Source organism: Acinetobacter sp. 1294243 (assembly GCF_000588015.1).
GTDB classification, from domain to species: domain Bacteria; phylum Pseudomonadota; class Gammaproteobacteria; order Pseudomonadales; family Moraxellaceae; genus Acinetobacter; species Acinetobacter pittii.
This window is the reverse complement of the sequence record NZ_JFXG01000001.1, coordinates 318840-339390: the sequence shown is the minus strand read 5'-3', so window position 1 is coordinate 339390 and position 20551 is coordinate 318840. Positions and strand designations below refer to the sequence as shown.

Here is a 20551-nt window from a genome sequence, read left to right as displayed (position 1 = left end):
TAATGAAAAGGATGGAAGGAGAAGAGGGAGTTATACAGTGAAAGACTCACCGCAACCACATTCACCTTTTTTATTGGGATTGTTAAATTCGAACCCTTCGTTAAGGCCATTCTTTACGTAGTCCATTTCTAAGCCTTCTAAATAGACAAGACTTTTTGGATCTACAAAAACCTTAACGCCAAATTGTTCGAAAACTTGGTCATGTTCATCGACAGAATCAACAAATTCGAGAACATAAGCCAACCCAGAACAACCAGAAGTTTTCACACCCACGCGAATGCCTTCACCCTTACCTCGATTTTTAAGGTAATTGCTAATATGAGTCGCAGCATTTTCAGTTAAATGAATCATGAAAACTCCAACGTTTACAATGGTAACAAATTAAGCTTTAGATTTTTTACTGCGGTAATCATCAATCGCAGCTTTAATTGCATCTTCAGCTAGTACAGAGCAGTGAACTTTTACTGGAGGAAGAGCAAGCTCAGTTGCGATATCAATATTTTTGATCGCTTGAGCTTCATCAAGAGTCTTACCCTTTAACCATTCAGTTACAAGTGAGCTTGATGCAATTGCAGAACCACAACCATAAGTTTTGAAGCGTGCTTCTTCAATAACACCACTATCATTTACCTGAATTTGCAGACGCATCACGTCGCCACATGCAGGTGCACCCACCATGCCTGTACCAACATTTTCAGAGTTTTTATCTAAAACACCAACATTACGTGGGTTTTCGTAATGATCAATTACCTTTTCGCTATAAGCCATTTCGCTTCTCCAAACCTCGGGGTCAGCCTAATATTAATATGAGGGTTAAAACACTAATTTCAATAATTAGTGTTCTGCCCATTCAACTGTAGAAAGATCGATACCTTCTTTGTACATATCCCAAAGCGGAGAAAGTTCACGTAATTTCTCAACAGCGGCTTTGGTAATTGTAAGCACGTGGTCAATGTCTTCTTCAGTTGTGTATTTACCAAAACTAAAGCGAATTGAGCTGTGTGCTAGCTCATCAGATAAACCTAATGCGCGAAGAACATATGAAGGCTCTAAAGTTGCAGAAGTACAAGCAGAACCACTTGATACTGCAGCATCTTTAAGCGACATCATTAAAGATTCACCTTCAACAAAGTTGAAGCTAACATTTAAATAGTTTGCAACGTTTTGAGTTGGGTGACCATTTAAGAACACTTGTTCAAGGTCTTGTAAACCGTTCCAAAGTTTGTCACGAAGTTTACGGAGACGCTCTTGTTCTGCATGCATTGTTTTGCCTGCAATTTCAAAAGCTTCACCCATACCAACGATTTGGTGAGTAGCCAAAGTACCAGAACGCATACCACGCTCATGACCACCACCATGAATTTGTGCTTTTAGACGAACACGCGGGCTACGACGTACATATAATGCGCCGATACCTTTTGGACCATAAATTTTATGAGCAGAGAAACTCATAAGGTCAATTTTCATCGTAGATAAGTCGATATCAACTTTACCAGCTGCTTGTGCTGCATCTACGTGGAAAAATGTTTTGTTGGCACGTGTTAATTCACCAATCGCCGCTACATCTGTGACTGTACCAATTTCATTGTTTACCATCATAAGAGAAACAAGAATAGTATCTGGGCGAAGGGCAGCCTTAACCATTTCAGGAGTGATTAAACCGGTTTGTGGTTCTGGCTCTAAATAAGTAATTTCAAAGCCTTGTTCTTCTAATTCACGACAAGGATCTAGAACAGCTTTGTGTTCAATTTTACTTGTAATGATATGTTTGCCTTTAGATGCATAGAATTGAGCTACACCTTTAAGGGCAAGGTTATCTGATTCAGTTGCACCAGAAGTCCAAACGATTTCACGTGGATCAGCTTTAATTAAATTTGCTACTTGCTCACGTGCATATTCAACTTTTTCTTCTGCCTGCCAGCCATAAGCGTGGGAACGAGACGCAGCATTACCAAAGGTACCGTCGAAAGTTAAACACTCCATCATACGTTCTGCAACTTGCGGATCTACTGGAGTGGTTGCTGCGTAATCAAGATAAATTGGACGTTTCATATCAAATACCTGTACCCGATAAAAGAGCTGAATCTGTGCCAGTCACATTTTGGCGTAATGCAACAGTTTGAACGTTGTCTCGGCTAATGAGGTCGGCAAGAGAGATTTTTGCTAAATAGTCGGCAATATGATGAGAGAGTTCTTGCCATAAATCATGAGTGAGACACATTGCACCATTTTGGCAGTTACCTTTATGGTCACAACGTGTTGCATCAACCGTTTCATTTACAGCTTCAATAATTTCTAACACAGTAATTTCATCAGCATTTCGAGCCAAATGGTAACCACCATTTGCACCACGAACACTAGAAACTAACCCATGACGCTTAAGTTTTGCGAATAACTGTTCTAAATAAGCAACTGAAATGGATTGGCGTGCGGCAATTTCGGCGAGCGTGATCGTTTGTTCAGTTGGCTGCAAAGCTAAATCAAGTAGAGCAGTCACTGCGTAGCGACCGCGAGTTGTAAGGCGCATGATTCGATACACATGTTAAGACTAGATAATAGGATTTTATGAATCCCGACTAAAATAGTCAAGTTTTTTTATTTTTAATTCAAGTGTAGGAACAAAATAGAAAAATAAATTAGGCAACCCAGAAATTATATATGAAATAAACAATAAATATTAGGCTAATTATACCAAAGGAGAAGTTAATATTTCGTTGACGTCGTTGTAAGCGAGTAATTCGATTTTGATATTGTTTAATTTCCACGTGAAGGGAGTTGATCTCTGATCTTTGTTGATCAATTTTCTCAAGTAATGGAGCGATCCGTTTACGTGAAGCAAGGGTTTCAGCTTCATCATCTGAAGTGTTAAACCACTGTTTCCAGTCAACTAGCAATTTTGGTAGAGTTAAATGAGAAATTAAATCTAGAAGTTCCTTTTTCGTTTCCTCATCACCATCAATACGCATATTTTTAAGACTGCGTTGGTTAGAAAAACCAAAAATTTTAATTAAATCGATAAGCGTACTATTGATCTCAAGATCAATACGTCTATCAAAAGAATGAATATCGAATAACAAACCTTTTTCTGTAAATTGAACATAGAAGTCAAAGAAAGGTAAATAGCTATTAATACGAATCGTTGTTTTGTTCAAAATAAACTTTTTCGCTTGCAAGCGAAGGGCACCATCGTGGGTGAGAATAAATGAAAAAAAAGTTTCTAAAATAATTAGAACAATATTCAGCAACAGACGCGGATGTTTTTGTCTTTGTTGCGTTTCACTCATAAAAGTTTATCCTTAGAAATAGCAATTAACCGAAGAATGGGACATCCTATCCCAAACTTAACACAATGTCGTGTTAAATATATTTACATGACTTATTTGCTTTGTAGAACAGTTTTGTAAATGGATCAAGTCTTTACTTTGTTATTATAGAAATATTTTGTGGTCAAATCAGTCATCATTTCTCTCATCTGATTAGGAGTTTAGATTAATGGATAATGCAAATACAGATACCCAGATAGAAGAGTCCGAGGAAAAAAATAAATTAAAATCAAAAAGTTCAAGAAAATCAGCTTTAGATTTTAGGAAATATACTAAGCAAATTTGGCTAGCAGGACTTGGTGCTTTTTCACGTGCGGAAGAAGAGGGAAATAAGCTTTTTGATTCTTTGGTTAAAGTGGGTGAGGAGCTAGAATCAAAAACTGGAGACTTGGCAGACAATACTGTTGGCAAGGTCACAGAAAAAGCAAAAGAATCTGTATCTGAAACAAAAGATAGAGTAGAAAAGATTCTTGATACGAGTGTTAATCACTCTTTAAACCGTATTGGGCTGGTGACGCCGAAGGATTTGCAACACATCGAACAACTGCTCGTACAACTGCATATTAAGGTGGATGCTTTAATAGAAGAAAATCAACAGTTGAAAGCAAAATTGAATAAAAAGTAAAAAAATGTTGGGATTTAGCAAATATATAACAGTTTTTTAGCATTTATTTTTGCTAAAAGCCCTGCTCTAGTATTGCGTTTTCCCCTAAAGCATTGCTATAAAGGCGTCATGGCCTTTTAAACTATAGCCTTGGACCTTAAACAAACGATATTAAGAGGATGTTTTATTCATGAATAAATCAGAATTAATCGATGCAATTGCTGAAAAAGGGGGAGTATCTAAGACTGATGCAGGCAAGGCACTCGATGCGACAATTGCGTCAATTACTGAAGCACTTAAAAAAGGTGATACAGTAACTTTAGTTGGTTTTGGTACTTTCAGTGTTAAAGAACGTGCTGCACGTACTGGTCGTAACCCTAAAACTGGTGAAGAGCTTCAAATTAAAGCAACAAAAGTACCTAGCTTTAAAGCTGGTAAAGGTCTTAAAGATTCAGTAGCTTAATCTTTTAAGATGAATAAACGCGCCAATATAGGCGCGTTTTTTATTAAATATCTGAATTGACCAATATTGCTCATTCATTGATTGTGGTTTTTCAGTTAAAATTCTCCTCGAAATAAAATATTGGAATACTTATGGAATCGTTTCGTACAGTCATTAAGGGTTGGCTCGGCAAAGTCCTTCTAATTTTGTTTTTGACCCCTTTAGCACTTGTAGGTATTGAAGGATATTTTAATAGGGGAAACAAGGCTGATGTTGCTAAGACAGTAAATGGCCAAGAAATATCTAAAAAAGACCTTGAAACTTTAACTCAGTCTTACAAAGAACAATATTTAGCTGCTGTTAAAGGGGATGAAAGTTTACTTAATTTGCCTGTCATTCAGGCTAAGGCACTCGATATTTTGGTGTCACGTAATCTATTAATACAGCAAGCAGAAAAATTAGGTATCTCTTTGAGTGATGCTCAAATTGAGCAAATGTTAGCTCAGCAGCCTAGTTTGCAAGAGAATGGTCAATTCTCACAAAAACTCTATGAAAATTACTTACGTTCTATTGGCATGACGAGTCAGGGTTTAATAGCAAGCCTACGTCAAGATCATGCTTTAAAAATGTTAACGTCAACCTTTGCTGATTACTCTTTAGTAAGCAAAGTTGATCTAATGCAAATTGCGAATTTGCAAACTGAACAACGTACGTTACATTTAGCTAGTATTAAATTAGATGCTTACAAAACAGGTTTAACTGCATCTAATCAAGAAGCTACAGATTACTATAACAAGCATCAAAATGAGTTTAAGCAACAGGCTTCGGTTGATGTTGATTATGTTGTCTTATCTCCATCAATGATGACTAAACCAGCTCCTGCAACTGAAGCTGAACTTCAGCAAGCTTATGCAAAGTTTGTTGAAACTCAGAAAAAAGATGCTAAACGAACTGTAAAGCATATTTTAATTACTACTGATGCTCGTGATGATGCAGCTGCTCAAAAACTTGCAAAAGAAGTTTATGCGAAAATTCAGGGTGGTCTTTCGTTTGCACAAGCTGCATCGCAGTTCTCTGAAGATCCTAGTTCAAAAGCAAAAGGTGGTTTAGTTGAAGCATATGCTCCAGGTGTTTTCTCGGATGCATTTGATAAAACTGTTTTAAGTTTGAAAAATGGACAAGTTTCGCAGCCAGTAAAAACACAATATGGTTATCATATTATTGAAGCAGAAACTCAAGCTAACCAAATCCCTTCATTTGAATCTGAGAAAGCGCGTTTAACGGCTGAGGTTGAAAAGAATAAAGTTGCTACTGTTTATTCAGATGCCGTAAACAGTTTGAATGAAACAATTGTTGGTAATGATTCTTTAGAAGCTGTTGTACAAGAAGTAAAAGGTGCAAAAGTTGAATCATTGAATGGTGTAACTTTAGCAACTCAAAACCCATATTTAAGTGATCCAAGTGTCAAAATTAAGCTATTTAATGATGATGTGAAAAATGGTGACCGTAATGCATCATCTAATATTCAATTAGCAAATGGTGATACGGTATGGATTAAAGTGCGTGATTACCACGCAGCTGGTGTAAAACCATTAGCGCAAGCGATGAATGAAGCAAAAACCAAAGTTATCGATGCAAAAGCGCGTAAAGCAGCCCAAGCAAAAATTGCTACCATGTTGACTGAGTTTAAAACTCAACCTGCAGACCAAGTGGTTGCTAAAAACAAAGTCGCATTTGAGTCAGCTGGTGTGTTTACTCGATCACAGGGTTTAAAGCGTGAAATTGAACGTGCAGCATTTAGTTTAGCTACCCCTAAACCGGGTATGTGGTCTGTTACAACAGCAAACTTGCCAAATGAACTGGTAGTCGTTGCAGTTTCAAATGTAAATTCATCAGCCGCTAATGCTATTCCTGCTGATCAATTACAACAGCTAAAACAACTTTATCGTCAATCTCGTGGTCAACAAATATTGGAAGATTACAGCCAATATTTAAAATCACATGCAAAAATTAAATAATAATTTAATCAAATAAAAAAAGCGCTTTGGCGCTTTTTTTATTTTCTATTGATCGAGATGATGTTCGATATATTGCTGTCGATATTGTTTAGGTGATAAATCAAAAATTCTTTTAAAGGCCTGACTAAAAGCAGTTTCGGATGAATAGCCGACTTTGTTTGATATTTGCTGAATTGAAAAATTACTTGTGCGTAAGTACTGACTTGCTAAACGAAAACGGTAATGTTGCAAATAAGTTAGAGGTGGTTCCCCAATAATACTATTAAATACATTTGCGAATTTGGACCGTGACATACAGCATTGTTCTGCTAAAGACTCAACTGTCCAAGCGACTTCTGGTTGGCTGTGAATAGCAGATAGGGCATTACTTAATTCAGGATGGGTTAAGGCACTTAGCCAGTTTTGTTGATCTGTCATTTGTTGAACGTGATCACGAATGCACTCAATGAGAAGAATGCTGACCAAATGATCAATAATTTTGTCATGTCCTGGCCTGATTTTTTGAGTTTCAATTGCTAAAAAATAAAGCCCAATTTGTAGCCATTCGGGTGGGTTGGTTTGATTTTCGTGTTGAATATGCATGATCGAAGGCAATGCGTTAATCAAAGGGCCTGCCATATGAGTATCAATCTGACAGCGCAAACACAGTAATAAGGTTTTATTAGGAGAGGAGGTGCCAAATTCAATTGCGTCTTGTCTATGGCCGTTAAAAAGTGAAGTAATATCTAATGAATCTACTAATTTAGTTGCTGTTGATTTTGAGTCGGTGGCATTATGTGCCTTTCCAGAAGGAATTAAAATAATATCACCAGCTGTCGCAATTATTTTTTCTGACGTATTAAGTTGAATATATACTGAACCAGTTAAAACAATATAGGCAAGTAAAGCAGATTGATCTTGTGTTTTAAAAGCCCATTCTCCTTGTGCTTTTAAATAGATGTATTCAGACTTATTAAGGTGAATATCATCAAAAAATTTACTTAGTGCATCCATCTTTAAATGATCAATCATTATTTTAATAAAATTATAGTGAGGTATAAGAATAGATCAACATGTGTTTTTAGGACAAAAAAGTGGAAGAAAATGCCAAAGACTTTGAAATAGGTTTTTTGGACGGTTACTACTGTTAAGTAAGTACTATTTCTTTAACTATATAGATATATAGAAAAAGGAAATATGACTATGAATGCACCAGTAAATGTTCAGCAAGAACTTATGCCAGTGCCAGCGTCTATGCGTGAGATAGATCGTAAGCGCTTTTTATGGATGATTAGTCCAGCCCTACCTGTAATTGGTTTAGGTATTTTAGCTGGTTACCATTTTGGCCCACGCCCATTAAAAAAAGTTTTCGCTTTAGGTGGTCCACTTTTATTACATGTTGTGATCCCTGCAATTGATACTGTTATTGGGAAGGATGCACGTAATCCGACTGATGAAGAAATTAAGCTTTTAGAAAAAGATCCATATTATTCACGTCTTGTGAAGAGTTTTATTCCACTGCAATATGCTGCAAATTTTTATGCATTTTATTAAAAAAGCCGTAAAACCACGTCATTCATTGATAAAATTTTGCTCGGTGTTTCAATGGGTGCAATTAATGGTATTGCAATTAATACAGCCCATGAATTAAGCCATAAGCATGATCGTATTGATCATATTTTATCTCATCTTGCTTTGGTTCCTACAGGTTATAACCATTTCCGTATCGAACATCCTTATGGACACCATAAACGTGCAGCAACTCCTGAAGATCCGGCTTCTTCACGTATGGGCGAAACATTTTATGAGTTCTGGCCACGTACAGTTGTAGGTTCTTTTAAGTCTGCAATTGAAATTGAGAAGAATCGTTTAAAACGTAAAGGAAAAGAGTTCTGGTCAGCAGATAATGAATTATTACAAGGCTGGGGAATGAGTGCTGCTTTTCATGCCTCTATGGTTGGAATTTTTGGTAAAAGTACAATTCCATATTTAGCGACACAAGCATTTTATGGCATTAGTCTTTTTGAAATTATTAACTATATTGAACATTATGGTTTATTACGTCAGAAAAAAGAAAATGGTCAATATGAGCGCACAATGCCAGAGCATAGCTGGAACAACAATAACGTAGTAACAAACTTATTTCTGTACCAGTTGCAGCGTCACTCAGATCATCATGCTTATCCGACTCGTCCATTCCAAGCATTACGTCATTTTGATGAGGCACCAGAATTACCAAGTGGTTATGCAAGTATGTTATTACCTGCGTTAATTCCTTCGTTGTGGTTCAAAATAATGGATAAGCGAGTTTTTGATCACTATAAAGGTGATTTGAATAAAGCGAATATTTCACCAAAAAGACGTGCAAAAATCTTCAAAAAATTTGGTGCAGTAGATCAATCATTAGAAACATAAAAGTTGAATAAATAATATATATTCCTGAAATACCAAACCCTCTAATCATGTGATTAGAGGGTTTTTATTTTGCCTATAGATGGTAGTACTAAGCAGCAAGGGAATTTAAACTCGCTTGCGATGCTCTTATTTTAATTCACTTGAAGATTTACCAAGCTCACGACGCGCAATAATTAATTGTTGAATTTGCTGAGTACCTTCAAAAATATCAAGAATTTTTGAATCACGTGCCCATTTCTCAAGTAGTTCGTCTTCGTTATAGCCAACACTTGCTGCTAACTCGACACATTTTAAAGTGATCTCGTTACCAACACGACCTGCTTTTGCTTTTGCAATAGAAGCTTCTTTAGAGTTTGGCTTTTTGTTATCAGCCATCCATGTTGCTTTTAACATGAGCAGACGAGCAGCTTCCCATTCAGCCTCCATGCGGTAGATTTGTGCTGCAAGGTTAGAAGCATGCAGATAGGGAGTCGAGTAGTCAAGATCAAGCTGATCTTTAAAAATCTCTTTAATACGCTCTAGTGAAGCTTTCGCACAACCGATTGCCATTGCTGCAACTAGAGGGCGTGTATTGTCAAAAGTTTCCATTACTCCGGCGAAACCTTTAGCAACATCCACTTCGGCATTACCCAAAAGGTTCTCTGCTGGTACACGGCAGTCAATAAAACTGATGACTGCTGTGTCTGATGCTTTAATTCCTAATTTATGTTCGAGACGTTCGACCTTCATGCCAGGCGTATCTTTGGGTACCACAAATGATTTAATAGCTGCACGGCCAAGTTTGCGATCAAGTGTGGCCCAAACAACGACAGAGTCTGCTCGTTCACCTGAGGTCACAAAAATCTTTTCACCATTTAGAATGTAGTCATTGCCATCTTTGGTTGCTGTGGTACGGATAGCGGCAGAGTCGGAGCCACAACCCGGTTCGGTGATGGCCATTGCTGCCCATGTTCCTTTGAACCGTTCTAATTGCTCATCATTTGCGACAGCAGCAATTGCTGAGTTTCCAAGGCCCTGACGAGGCATACTCAGTAATAAGCCTGTATCGCCATAACACATCTCAATAATTCCAAGAGCGGTCGACATGTTGGTTCCATTGCGAATACCTTCATTGTCGGTATCACCGCGCTTTCCAGCACCCGCAGCACCAGCATTAATTCCTTCACCACCTTCATTCATGCCATCGATGAGAGAGGCGAGCATATCAAGTTCTTTTGGATATGCATGTTCAGCTTTATCATATTTGCGAGAAATAGGGCGTAATACATTGATCGCAACATCATGTGCTTGATCAATCATCATTTTGAATTTTTTAGGATTTTGTAAATTCATTAAAGTATCCTCTGATTGATCTTTTAAGCATGTAAGCCAGATTGTAAAATTGCAGTAGCCCGTAAATCGCGGTACCAACGTTCAACAGGATGTTCTTTTGTGAAACCATGTCCACCAAGAATCTGCACACCGTCTGTGCCAATTTTCATGGATTTTTCAGCACAAAGTAGATGGGCTAAGTAAGCTTCGCGGTGAAATGGCTTGCCTGACTCTGCAAGGCTTGCTGCATTTAAAATCAACATACGCATTGCATCAATTTCAATTGCCATATCTGCAATCATGAAAGCGACACTTTGACGATGTGAAATAGGTTCACCGAACGCGGTTCGTTCATTGGCATATTTAATACAGTAAGCTTTTACAGCTTCACATGTACCTACAGCCATTGCACACCACACTAAGTTGCCTAAATCTACAAAGGCTGTGTAATCAAAATCTGTTGCACCTAAACGTAGAGCAGGAGTGTGATTAAAGCGAAGAGTTGCTGTTTCTGTCGCTTTAAGACCCATGGCCGGAGTGTTTTTTATTGAAATTGTTTCATTACACTGCACGACGAATACGTCTGGCTTGCCGTTAAAGTCTGCACTTACTAAAAATACATCAGCTAAATCGCCTAAAATCACTAATGTTTTTTCACCATCAATAAAAAACTGATCGTTTTCAAGTGATGCTTTTGTTTTTAAAACATAAGGGTTAAATGCTGGAGTTGTTTCTTGAACAGCAAAAGTTGCTGTAATGTCTGAGTCTTCTGCAAAACATGGTAGGTACATCGACTGAACTTCAGCAGAACCCCAACGTGTGATTGCATTAATAACGCTAAATGTACTGAGTAATCCTGCTGTAAGACTAAAATCACCTTCAGCTAGTTTTTCAGCAATTAATAAGTTACTAACGATATTTTGTTCGGCCGCTACTCCACCGAGTGCTTCTGGAAGTGCATAGTAGTTAAGTCCTAAATCTTCAACATATTGCCAAAGACTTTCAGGAAACTGAGCTTCCTGATCGGCATTATGAGCTAACCCCAATAAAACCTCTTGAGCAAATTGAGACATTGCTTCAGAAGTCATTTGTTGTTCTTCGGTTAAACTTAAATCAAATAAATTTTTTTGTTGGCGAGGTAAACGTTGTTGAGAGATTTGCTTGGGCTTAAATGCTTTTTGAGTCTGCGTTAATGCTCTAAAGCCAGCTTTTGAACCTTGATAAAGAGATTTTTCAACAAATTTACGCAACTTGAGTTGATCAAGTACATCGCTTCCAGCCAATCTTGTGATCAGCGATAAACCCAAACCCTGAGCTTTATTGATCATATTTGTCATGATTATGGTGTCCTAACACATTGTTATTGTTTTATGCTGACACGCCTCATATTAAAAAACTATGTCGTTACTGACATTCGAAAAATGAGTAGATAAATGGTAAATAGAAAATAAGAAAATTATAAGTTTTTGATTTTATTTATTTAAAATAATTGCAATGTTGGGGAGCCGAGAAGGATTGACTAGAATGACATGGAATCATTCTAGTCATTCATTAAATCAAGCAAAGTTACGAATCATACGTCGCACATTGGTTTTTGCATCAATAACCGTCATAAATGTGTAGGCTCCAATGAATTTACGGCTAATAAACATAAACTCTTTTGGCGGAACTGAAAAATAACGTGAAGCCATTGATTTACTAGCTTGTTGCATAACACGGCTATGAAGCTGGCTTTTCTTCCAGTCATAACGTTCGTGTTCATCCATAAGACCAGCGGGCATATCTGGGTTATTTGCAGGAGTACTGAATGCTTCTGTTGCAAGTAAAAAGACATCAGCCATACCTGGTTTAATACTTTCAGGCATCGCATCAAAGAACTCGTAACCAGTCATGGCTTTGACCATTGCATCTTTATTATGTTGATAACCTGCCTGAATGAGTTGACGGGCAACTGATAGCAAGTGTTCATCAAACTGGCGAATAGCACCAAAATCTAATAATACAATTTTGTCTTGAATGTCTTGGCCATTACCTAAACGAACAAGGTAATTACCAAAGTTAGGGTCAGTTTGCATTTCACCCCATTCAAAAATTTCACGAACCGCAATCTCTAATGACGCTTCACCGAGTTGATTACGACGTTCCTGAGGTAATGACAACATCACAGGGCTATTAATTGGTACACCACGTTCAAAAGTCATGCAGAGTACTTGATTTGTGCAATATTCATCTACAATTGTAGGAACAATATAGCGCTCATCATCTTTTAAGCGTTCACCAAAGCGACGAGTAGTGGAAGCTTCAACATCATAGTCAACTTCACGATGCATCATTTCACGTACTTCATCAAACCACTGATCAAATTCACGGGTTTGTGGAACCATACGCGTCAGTTTAAGCATGTTTTTAAACAAGCTCATATCGGAATCAATAGCATTTGCAACGCCCGGATATTGAATCTTTAAAACTAACTCTAAACCATCTGATTTACGCGTTGCACGGTGTACTTGTGCGAGAGAGGCCGTACCAATTGGCTCATGATCAATTGTTAAATCATTTAATTTAGCGCCCAATTGCTCTTGAAGGTGCGGCTTAATTGCAGGCCAATCTAAAGCAACTGTCTGGTTATTTAAGGTGTTTAGTGCTTGTGTAATTTCTTCAGGTAAAAAATGCTCACCATAAAGGGCCATCATTTGGCCAATCTTAACAATAGAACCCTTAAGTTTACCTATTTCAGAAACCAGATAATTAGCTTGCTCGCTCATCGCTTTTTTGCGTTTCTTTTCTTTTTCTTCCTCATTAGAAAATATAGAAGAAGCACTTGCAGTTGCCCAACGTGTTCCTGCAAGTAAAGAAGCTTTCGCGATTGATAAGCGTCGATCCATGGAAGAAGTTTTTAAACTCTTAAGCTTATCTTTCTGATTTGACATGAAAATAGAATCCTATGCGCATCATGCAGCCAAACGCTGGTGATCTAAAATTGTAACGAATATTACATGTTTTGAGCGTATTAAAATAGTTCTCTCAGACTGAATGATCAGTCGAAATGGCTATCTTTATTTCATTAACTTTAAAATAGCCTAAGCAATTTTAAAATTTAAGAAACTTACAGCGTTCAGGTGAGTAAAACTAGGGTAAAAACGGATCTTTCACAAAAACTTAAATTACATTTTAAATTGGATCTTCAATTCAGACTTCTGCATTAAGTGAAGGCGATTGGACTGAATATGCTGTAATAACATTTGTTTGACTGAATCATGCATAAAACCAAGTGCATGAGCTTTTACAATAATAATGCTGGGTAAGGTATAGAAAAAATACTTAACATCCTCGAGTGTTGCGTTATTAAAGATGCCTTGTTCAATTAACGTCTGCTGTAAAAACTGCTTTTCATTTAAGACATAATCTGAAGATTCATCCCAAAAACGGTGACGCATAGCCATCAGATTGTTGTGTTTATAACTCATAAAATTGTCAGCTCAGACTTAAATCTAAATAAAATATATGGAGTCGAGCCATGAATATCAAGTTGAGATTATTTTTTATTCAGTTGCTGTTTGATTTTTTATGTAATTCTTGTAAATAGCCTAAGCAATTTTAAAAATTTTTCTAAAAAAACTATAATCCAAATAATTTCATCTATAACACTACTTATTATGACTCCTGCATGTAGACTGTTAAAAAGCAATAAAATTGAATTTTCAATCCATGAATATGAGCATGATTCAAATGCTAAAAGTTTTGGATTAGAAGCAGCAGAAAAACTAAATTTAGATGTAAGGGAGGTATTCAAAACATTGATGGTTAGCGATGATAAGAATTTTTTTGTTGCAGTATTGCCAGTTAATCATCAATTAAATTTAAAAAAAGTGGCTACGGCGTTTGGCTGTAAAAAATTGCAAATGGCCAATCCAAAAGACGCTGAACGTTTAACGGGGTATTTGGTCGGAGGGATTAGTCCTTTAGGTCAGAAGAAACGCTTAAAAACCGTTATTGATGCATCTGCACAAGAATTCAGCAAAATCTATGTGAGTGGAGGAAAACGGGGACTAGATATTGGCTTAAACCCGAAAGATCTAGCACAACTATTAAATGCTCAATTTGTTGATGTACTTGATGAGTAATATAAATCTTTTTCTTATCTCATTAAATTAACTAATTTTAAGATAGGTAGTATTAAATCAAGTTCTTTTAATAAAAACAATTCTCATTATTATTTATATTTAGTATTATGCCGAACCTTATAACTATCTAATAACTTTTGGGTTTGGAGAAAGGGAAAATGAATCAATACAAAAAGGTTGGGGTTAACTCAAATCATCTGATGTGTGCTGAATCACAGTATTTTAAATTAAAACCTTGTTGTATTGCTCTAGCAGCAGTATTTGCGCAGCAGGTTTATGCAAATACAAATATTGAAAAGGAAATCCTTAATAATCAACCGACACAAAAGCCTGTAGCTCAATTGCAAAAAATTATAGTGACGGCGACAAGGACGCCCAAAAATATTGCTGAAATTGCCGGCACAGTTCAAACGATTGAAAAGCAGCAAATTGAACAACAGGCAACTGCTGGACGAAAAATTGCCGATATACTGGCTCAGTTGGTTCCATCACTTGGGGTAAGTAGTGGAACGACTACCAACTATGGGCAAACAATGCGTGGTCGTGATGTCATGATTATGATTGACGGCGTATCACAAAATGGATCACGCGATGTTGCTCGGCAGCTAAATAGTATTAGTCCAGGCATGATTGAACGTATTGAAGTTCTTTCAGGAGCTACAAGTATTTATGGATCAGGTTCTACCGGCGGGATTATTAATATTATTACGAAACGTGCTGATTCGACTAAACCAGTAAGTTTTGAAACTAAACTTGGTATTACGTCTTCCGATACATTTCGAAGTGATAGTCTAGCTTATGAAATTAGCCAATCTATTTCATTTAATAAAGATAATATAAATGGTTTCTTAGGGGCTAATTTCACTAGTCGCGGATCTCAGTTCGATAGCCATGGTGATCGTATTGCTATAGCACCTATGCAAGGTAGCCGTCCTGATACTGATACAATTGATGTTAATAGTCGTATAAATATAGATTTAGCTGATAACCAATCACTAAGTTTGGGTGCACAGTATTATAAGGATGAACAAGATACGAATTATGGTCCTGATTATGGGAAAAATTATATTTATGGAGGAGCGCCTAACTCATATATTGGGAAAAAGGGTTTAGAAATATCTAATCAGCCTTTTACAGAGCGCTATGCATTCAACACTCAATACCAAAATAAGGATATTTTAGGTCAGGTCTTAAATTTAGAAGGATATTACCGTAAAGAAGATGCTCGTTTCTTTCCAGTCTTTTTAGGAGGGGAAGGTACAGAAGCAAAACAATCTCAATCTGAAATCGAAGTGGCTGGTCTGCGTTCAACAGTACAAAGTGATTTAAATATTATGAATCGTGATCTTAATCTAACTTATGGTTTAGATTATGAACATGAAAAAGATCATCAACACTACGAGCATTTCACAGCATTTAATACAGGTTTGACCTATAAACCTACAGGTAAAACTTCCGATGCTGGTCCAAATACAACAATTCAAAGTGCTGGCATTTTTATACAAGGTGATTACGCTTTAACAGACCGTATGAATGTCCAGGCTGGTACTCGTTACCAATATATCAAAGCTGAAACAGAACAGTACTCGACTAAAAATGGTATACAGCCAAGCGGATCTGTAAATGACGATGCTGTTTTATTTAATTTGGGAGCGATATATAAATTAACAGATGAGCAGCAAATATTTGCTAATTTCTCTCAAGGTTTTAGTTTTCCAGATGTACAACGGATGATGCGTGATGCATTTAATATATCAACCGCTAATATCCAACCTATTAGTGTAAACAGCTATGAATTAGGCTGGCGTTTACAAGGAGAGCAGAGTCTAAATCTAGGTATAACAGGTTTCTATAATACCTCAGACAAAGTTGTCCAATTCTACAAGAACAGTAATAAAGAAACTGTTGCTGAGGTTATGGACAAAGACCAGCGTGTATATGGTGCTGAACTAACAGCGACCTACCCATTTATGGAAGAGTTTAAAGTTGGGGGAACACTTGGTTATACGCGAGGTCAATATAAAGATACGGATGGTAAATGGAAAGAGTTGAATGCTTTTCAAGTTTCACCAATAAAAGGTACTGTTTTTGCCGAGTGGAACAGTGATGAAGGATATGGTGCTCGTGTGCAAATGCTTGCTATAAAAGGTACAAATGAAGCAGTAAAAGATGGCTCACTTTCAGCTGTAAAAATTAAAGGCTATAGCACGATGGATGTTTTGGCACATTTTCCAGCTTGGAAAGGACGTATAGATTTTGGTGTATATAATGTTTGGAATAGAGACTATCGAGCAGTCTATAGTCAACAAGCAGAAAAAGTATATGGGCTGGTAGAGAGTATTCCAGCTGAAGGACGTACTTACGGCCTCAGTTATACATTTAATTATTAATGTGAAGTGAGATAGGGAATATCTATAAATCATAGGTATTCCTTAATAAATTTAAAAAAATAATAAAATAAACTTGCATTGTTAAATGCAAATGATTATCATTACCTATATTGAAAGTTGAGAAACGTTCTAGTAATTAAGATTAACGTCTACTACTGTAATGCTAAGTTTTAGGCGATTTAAAGTTATACCAGAGACTCCAATAATAATGATTTTGAAAAAGATGAGTTGATTTCTGGTATGTGAGCGCCTGCAGGATATTATAAAAATAGGCAGGTTCAACTAGCGGTAAATGGAACAAAGAAAAATAAACATTATCAGCGCAACAAAAAGAACTAATCAAAAGCAGCAGGCGAGGATGGCCTGCTGCTTTTGTAGTTAAAGTTAATTTCATAGTTATTTATACATTTCAACTATTTTGGATATTTAACTCTACACAGTAACAGATCGATTATATTTTTGATTAAAAAATAACCACTAATGTTTCATTTATTAACATCCTGCCTTTTTAGCCGTTTTTTTGTATACCCTGAATAAAACATGATCAAAAAAAGAGGTAAAAACGTGCTTATTTTTCATGGAAAACCTGTTCACGGAGCTATCTTCGATATGGATGGGACAATGTTTGACACTGAGCGATTACGGTTTCAAACATTGCAACAGGCATCTCAAGAACTCATTGGACAGGAATTTTCACACGAATATTTAATGCAATGTTTAGGTTTAAGTGCAACTACTGCTGAGCAATTGGCACAACGGTTATATGGGGTAAATGTTCCCTATAAAGAAATTCGAAAAAAAGCTGATGAGATGGAACTCGAATATATTCGAAAACACGGCGTACCGATTAAAAAAGGTTTAGTTCAGGTTTTAGAACGTTTACGAAAATCGGGTTTAAGAATGGCCGTCGCGACTTCAAGCCGTAGGGCAATTGCCGAAGAATATTTAATTAATGCGAATGTTTATAAATTTTTTGATGTGATTACCTGTGGTGATGAAGTAGAGCAAGGAAAGCCGCATCCAGAAATTTTTTTAAAAGCTGCTAGTCAACTTCACTTGGACGCTAACCAGTGTCTTATGTTTGAAGATTCTGAAAATGGTTTAACTTCAGCTCACACTTCAAAAGGTTTAACGATTTTATTAAAAGATATTAAAGAACCAAATGACGAAATGCTGGAAAAAGCACATTTTTATTATGATCAGATGTATGACTTTTTAACCGATCTCGATCAATTTATCCCTGTTATGGACATGCCAGAAATGCAGGAACCTTTTCCGCAAAGTCTGAATCAACTGACAGTGGGAATACATGGTTTCGGTGCTATTGGCGGTGGTTATATAGCGCAGATCTTGTCACATTGGGATGGGTACACAAAACCAAAAAGAATTATTGCTTCTACAAGAAATAGTCTTTTTCGCGAAGCCGTAAATGCATTTGGAGCATATAGCATTCGCTATGGGCAATTTTCTTATGATGAACGTATTGAGAACATGACCATTGTTGATTCTGAAAATGAACAACAAATGTTGGAGATGTATACCCATTCAAGTTTGATTGCACTGTGTTTACCCGAACAGGCCATCGAAGCTGAAGCAAAAATAATCGCAAAAGGATTATATGCTCGCTTTAACTCGCCACTTGAAACATGTATTGAGTCGTTAACTTTTCTAATTATTTTAAATAAAGTTGGTGCGAAATATTTAGTTATGAAACATCTTAGAGAAGCTCTATTAGAATTGACCAACGATGAAGATGTGACTGAACATATTTTAAAAGAACATTACTTTTACGATACCGTTGTAAATCGCATGGTTTCAAAATTATCTAATCAAAATTTATATCGCCAACTTCGTATTAAGCATAATTTTCTTGAACAGCATTTAGAAGATGTTGAACACGAAGAACAAATCGAAATTGAAGACTGTAATAAATTGACTCAAGATCAGCAAAATCAGGCATCTTTATATGTTGATAACATGCGCCGTAATTTTCAGCCAGGCCATATATTACAAAGCATGGATCTAATTCTGTTTCATAGTGAAACGGATATGCCAATTTATGTAGAAAAAGGCAGCCCTTTACTCGAAAAGTTGCGTCAAGTTGTCTTGGTTAATCAGATTATAGACATTCAATTAATCAAAAACCGACTATGGAATGGCGTGCATGCCATGCTTGCTTGGTATGCATCTTTACTAGGTTATGATTCTATTGGCGTCGCAATGGGGGATCATTCAGTTAAAGCGTTTGCAGAAAACTTAATTAGGGAAGTAAAGCAAGGGCTTGCAATTGTATTACCTAATTATGCAAAAGATCTGGACCGCATGGCACAAAGCTTTCTAGACTCATGTGAATATGCATTTAAAGACCCTTGTCAACGAGTAGCAAGAGATCCACTTCGCAAGTTAACTCATAATGAAAGAGTAATCGCATCAATTGAGGTAAATATCGCGCATGATTTATCTTATAAAAACCTATTAAAAGGTGCTGCTTTAGGTTATGCCTATGCGATTCAATTTTTAGAAATTAAAGAGACTAAGGCATTTAAACATTTACACGAGCAAGTTAAAAAACTGGATATGAGTTCTGCTCAAAAAGCACAACTTGAAGTTGAGTTAACGCAATTAGTTCAATATTTATTTTCTGAACAAGGTAAACAGCCTTTAAACATGAATATTACCAATTCAAAAAATGCGCCTACTCAATATGCCTAAATTCTTTTAATTATGCTCTACAACTGAAAGGCAAACATGCTTTAATACAAAAATTGAATGATTTTGAATTAAAGCTGTGTTGCTAAAACCCTCGACGTTCATGGTGCCAACATCTATACGAGATTATCCTGAGTGGCATCTTGGACGGCAAAATTATGCATTGTGGTATTTAGAAATTAATAATCAAAAAACAGTTGATTATTTAGATGCCTTGCGCGCGCATTTTTCAGAATTCTTATTAGAACCCAATAGTCGTCAATATCATATCACGCTGTTTATATGTGGATTTTTAGACTACGAAACCAGAGTTTATAGTGATGACTTTAGTTTGAGTGAATTTGAGCAGCAAAGAGAAATCTTAAAAAAAGAAGATTTTGCTCCGTTTCATTTAAAAATTGGTTCAATCGATAGCTTTAGTAGTGCTCTATTTGTAGAAATAGGAGACACTGAAAATATCTTATTTCAGATACGCCAAAAGTTAGGTTTAGTTTCTAATGAAATTGCGGCTTTAGATTATTGCCCACACATCACTTTGGGGTTGTATAATACAGACTATAGTAGTGATTTGATTTTACAAAAAATTTCTGAATTACCTGTACAATATAAACAGGCTGAATTTGACCTTAAAGTTGAGCATTTAACATTTGGTTATTATCAAGCTCAAACTTTACAAGGTAAGTTATATCCGTATCAGTATTTGTTTTTAGGTGATGCATGTTGCAACTGATTTTGGGTGGAGCTCGTTCCGGCAAAAGCCGAATGGCTGAACAAACGGCAATAGATAGGCAATTAGCTGTCACTTATGTTGCAACGGCGCAAGCGCTAGATTTTGAAATGCAAAGCCGAATAACACATCATCAAAATCAGCGTCCTTCTCACTGGTCTTTGGTTGAAGAACCTTTATATTTAGCAAAGATTCTGCAAAAAATTGATCGACCTAATCAAATTATTCTGGTGGATTGTTTAACACTTTGGCTAACCAATTTATTACTTTTAGAAGATCAAAATGTTCAACAACTTGAGTGTGAGCAACTATTAAAAGTTTTACCCATGCTTCAGTCAGAAATTATTTTAGTAAGTAATGAAACGGGTTTAGGCGTTGTGCCACTCGGTGAGATTAGTCGTCGATTTGTCGATGAAGCAGGCAGGCTGCATCAGAGTTTAGGGCAAATTGCAGATAAGGTTGTGTTTTGTGTGGCTGGTTTTCCAATGATTTTAAAAGGTGAGAAATAA

General features: G+C 36.5%; 18 protein-coding genes and 1 pseudogene. 9 read left to right on the top strand and 10 right to left on the bottom strand.

Translation table 11 applies throughout. The features are described from left to right. Window positions 1–30 precede the first annotated feature (30 nt). The 5 genes from iscA to J655_RS06475 form a co-directional block, all read right to left on the bottom strand. Complete coding sequence (gene iscA, locus J655_RS06495; protein ID WP_002117986.1) at window positions 31–351, bottom strand: iron-sulfur cluster assembly protein IscA; 321 nt, start codon at window positions 349–351, stop codon at window positions 31–33. Window positions 352–381: 30 nt separating this feature from the next. After that, window positions 382–768 (bottom strand): Fe-S cluster assembly scaffold IscU, encoded by a 387-nt coding sequence (iscU, locus tag J655_RS06490; RefSeq protein ID WP_002117907.1) that lies wholly within the window; start codon window positions 766–768, stop codon window positions 382–384. A gap of 66 nt (window positions 769–834) precedes the next feature. Next, on the bottom strand, window positions 835–2052 hold the full coding sequence (locus tag J655_RS06485; RefSeq protein WP_002117998.1) for an IscS subfamily cysteine desulfurase: 1218 nt from the start codon (window positions 2050–2052) through the stop codon (window positions 835–837). A 1-nt stretch (window position 2053) separates the two neighbouring features. Next, entirely contained in the window at window positions 2054–2527 is a 474-nt protein-coding gene (locus J655_RS06480; RefSeq protein ID WP_002117915.1) for an Rrf2 family transcriptional regulator, read from the bottom strand. 109 nt (window positions 2528–2636) lie between these two features. Next, complete coding sequence (locus J655_RS06475) at window positions 2637–3284, bottom strand: hypothetical protein (protein WP_005069445.1); 648 nt, start codon at window positions 3282–3284, stop codon at window positions 2637–2639. 208 nt (window positions 3285–3492) lie between these two features. On the opposite strand from J655_RS06475, the gene J655_RS06470 reads away from it, so the two are divergent. The 3 genes from J655_RS06470 to J655_RS06460 all read left to right on the top strand — a co-directional run bounded on the left by J655_RS06470 (window position 3493) and on the right by J655_RS06460 (window position 6387). Beyond that, window positions 3493–3948 (top strand): phasin family protein, encoded by a 456-nt coding sequence (locus tag J655_RS06470; RefSeq protein WP_005069443.1) that lies wholly within the window; start codon window positions 3493–3495, stop codon window positions 3946–3948. 169 nt (window positions 3949–4117) lie between these two features. Beyond that, a complete protein-coding gene (locus J655_RS06465; RefSeq protein WP_001043034.1) occupies window positions 4118–4390 on the top strand; it encodes an HU family DNA-binding protein in 273 nt (90 codons plus the stop codon). A gap of 131 nt (window positions 4391–4521) precedes the next feature. After that, the gene (locus J655_RS06460) at window positions 4522–6387 is read left to right on the top strand and encodes a SurA N-terminal domain-containing protein (protein ID WP_032006110.1); all 1866 of its coding nucleotides are present in this window, start codon (window positions 4522–4524) and stop codon (window positions 6385–6387) included. Between the two features lie 45 nt (window positions 6388–6432). Here the strand turns inward: J655_RS06460 and J655_RS06455 are convergent, their stop codons facing one another. Next, a complete protein-coding gene (locus tag J655_RS06455) occupies window positions 6433–7380 on the bottom strand; it encodes an AraC family transcriptional regulator (protein WP_032006111.1) in 948 nt (315 codons plus the stop codon). Window positions 7381–7569: 189 nt separating this feature from the next. On the opposite strand from J655_RS06455, the pseudogene J655_RS0104210 reads away from it, so the two are divergent. Beyond that, window positions 7570–8781, top strand: a pseudogene (locus J655_RS0104210) (alkane 1-monooxygenase). 126 nt (window positions 8782–8907) lie between these two features. Here the strand turns inward: J655_RS0104210 and J655_RS06450 are convergent. From J655_RS06450 to J655_RS06435, 4 genes are all read right to left on the bottom strand, one after another. Further along, complete coding sequence (locus tag J655_RS06450) at window positions 8908–10113, bottom strand: acyl-CoA dehydrogenase family protein (protein ID WP_032052172.1); 1206 nt, start codon at window positions 10111–10113, stop codon at window positions 8908–8910. A gap of 23 nt (window positions 10114–10136) precedes the next feature. Then, window positions 10137–11420 carry an acyl-CoA dehydrogenase family protein gene (locus J655_RS06445; protein ID WP_171063705.1) on the bottom strand — a complete coding sequence of 428 codons (1284 nt, stop codon included), beginning with the start codon at window positions 11418–11420 and terminating at the stop codon, window positions 10137–10139. A gap of 228 nt (window positions 11421–11648) precedes the next feature. Beyond that, window positions 11649–13022, bottom strand: a complete 1374-nt coding sequence (locus J655_RS06440) for an ABC1 kinase family protein (protein ID WP_032006115.1) — start codon at window positions 13020–13022, stop codon at window positions 11649–11651. A gap of 234 nt (window positions 13023–13256) precedes the next feature. After that, entirely contained in the window at window positions 13257–13559 is a 303-nt protein-coding gene (locus J655_RS06435) for a hypothetical protein (protein WP_005076193.1), read from the bottom strand. Window positions 13560–13748: 189 nt separating this feature from the next. On the opposite strand from J655_RS06435, the gene ybaK reads away from it, so the two are divergent. The 5 genes from ybaK (at window position 13749) to cobU (ending at window position 20551) form a co-directional block, all read left to right on the top strand. Then, window positions 13749–14216, top strand: coding sequence for a Cys-tRNA(Pro) deacylase (gene ybaK / locus J655_RS06430; protein ID WP_017386867.1), 468 nt, complete (start codon window positions 13749–13751; stop codon window positions 14214–14216). A gap of 158 nt (window positions 14217–14374) precedes the next feature. Continuing rightward, window positions 14375–16606 (top strand): TonB-dependent receptor, encoded by a 2232-nt coding sequence (locus tag J655_RS06425; RefSeq protein WP_017482242.1) that lies wholly within the window; start codon window positions 14375–14377, stop codon window positions 16604–16606. A gap of 564 nt (window positions 16607–17170) precedes the next feature. Next, entirely contained in the window at window positions 17171–19318 is a 2148-nt protein-coding gene (gene mtlD / locus J655_RS06420; protein ID WP_032052170.1) for a bifunctional mannitol-1-phosphate dehydrogenase/phosphatase, read from the top strand. A 100-nt stretch (window positions 19319–19418) separates the two neighbouring features. Beyond that, window positions 19419–20045 (top strand): 2'-5' RNA ligase family protein, encoded by a 627-nt coding sequence (locus J655_RS06415; protein ID WP_032052169.1) that lies wholly within the window; start codon window positions 19419–19421, stop codon window positions 20043–20045. Further along, complete coding sequence (gene cobU, locus J655_RS06410; RefSeq protein WP_032052168.1) at window positions 20033–20551, top strand: bifunctional adenosylcobinamide kinase/adenosylcobinamide-phosphate guanylyltransferase; 519 nt, start codon at window positions 20033–20035, stop codon at window positions 20549–20551. Before J655_RS06415 ends, cobU begins: the two co-directional genes overlap by 13 nt.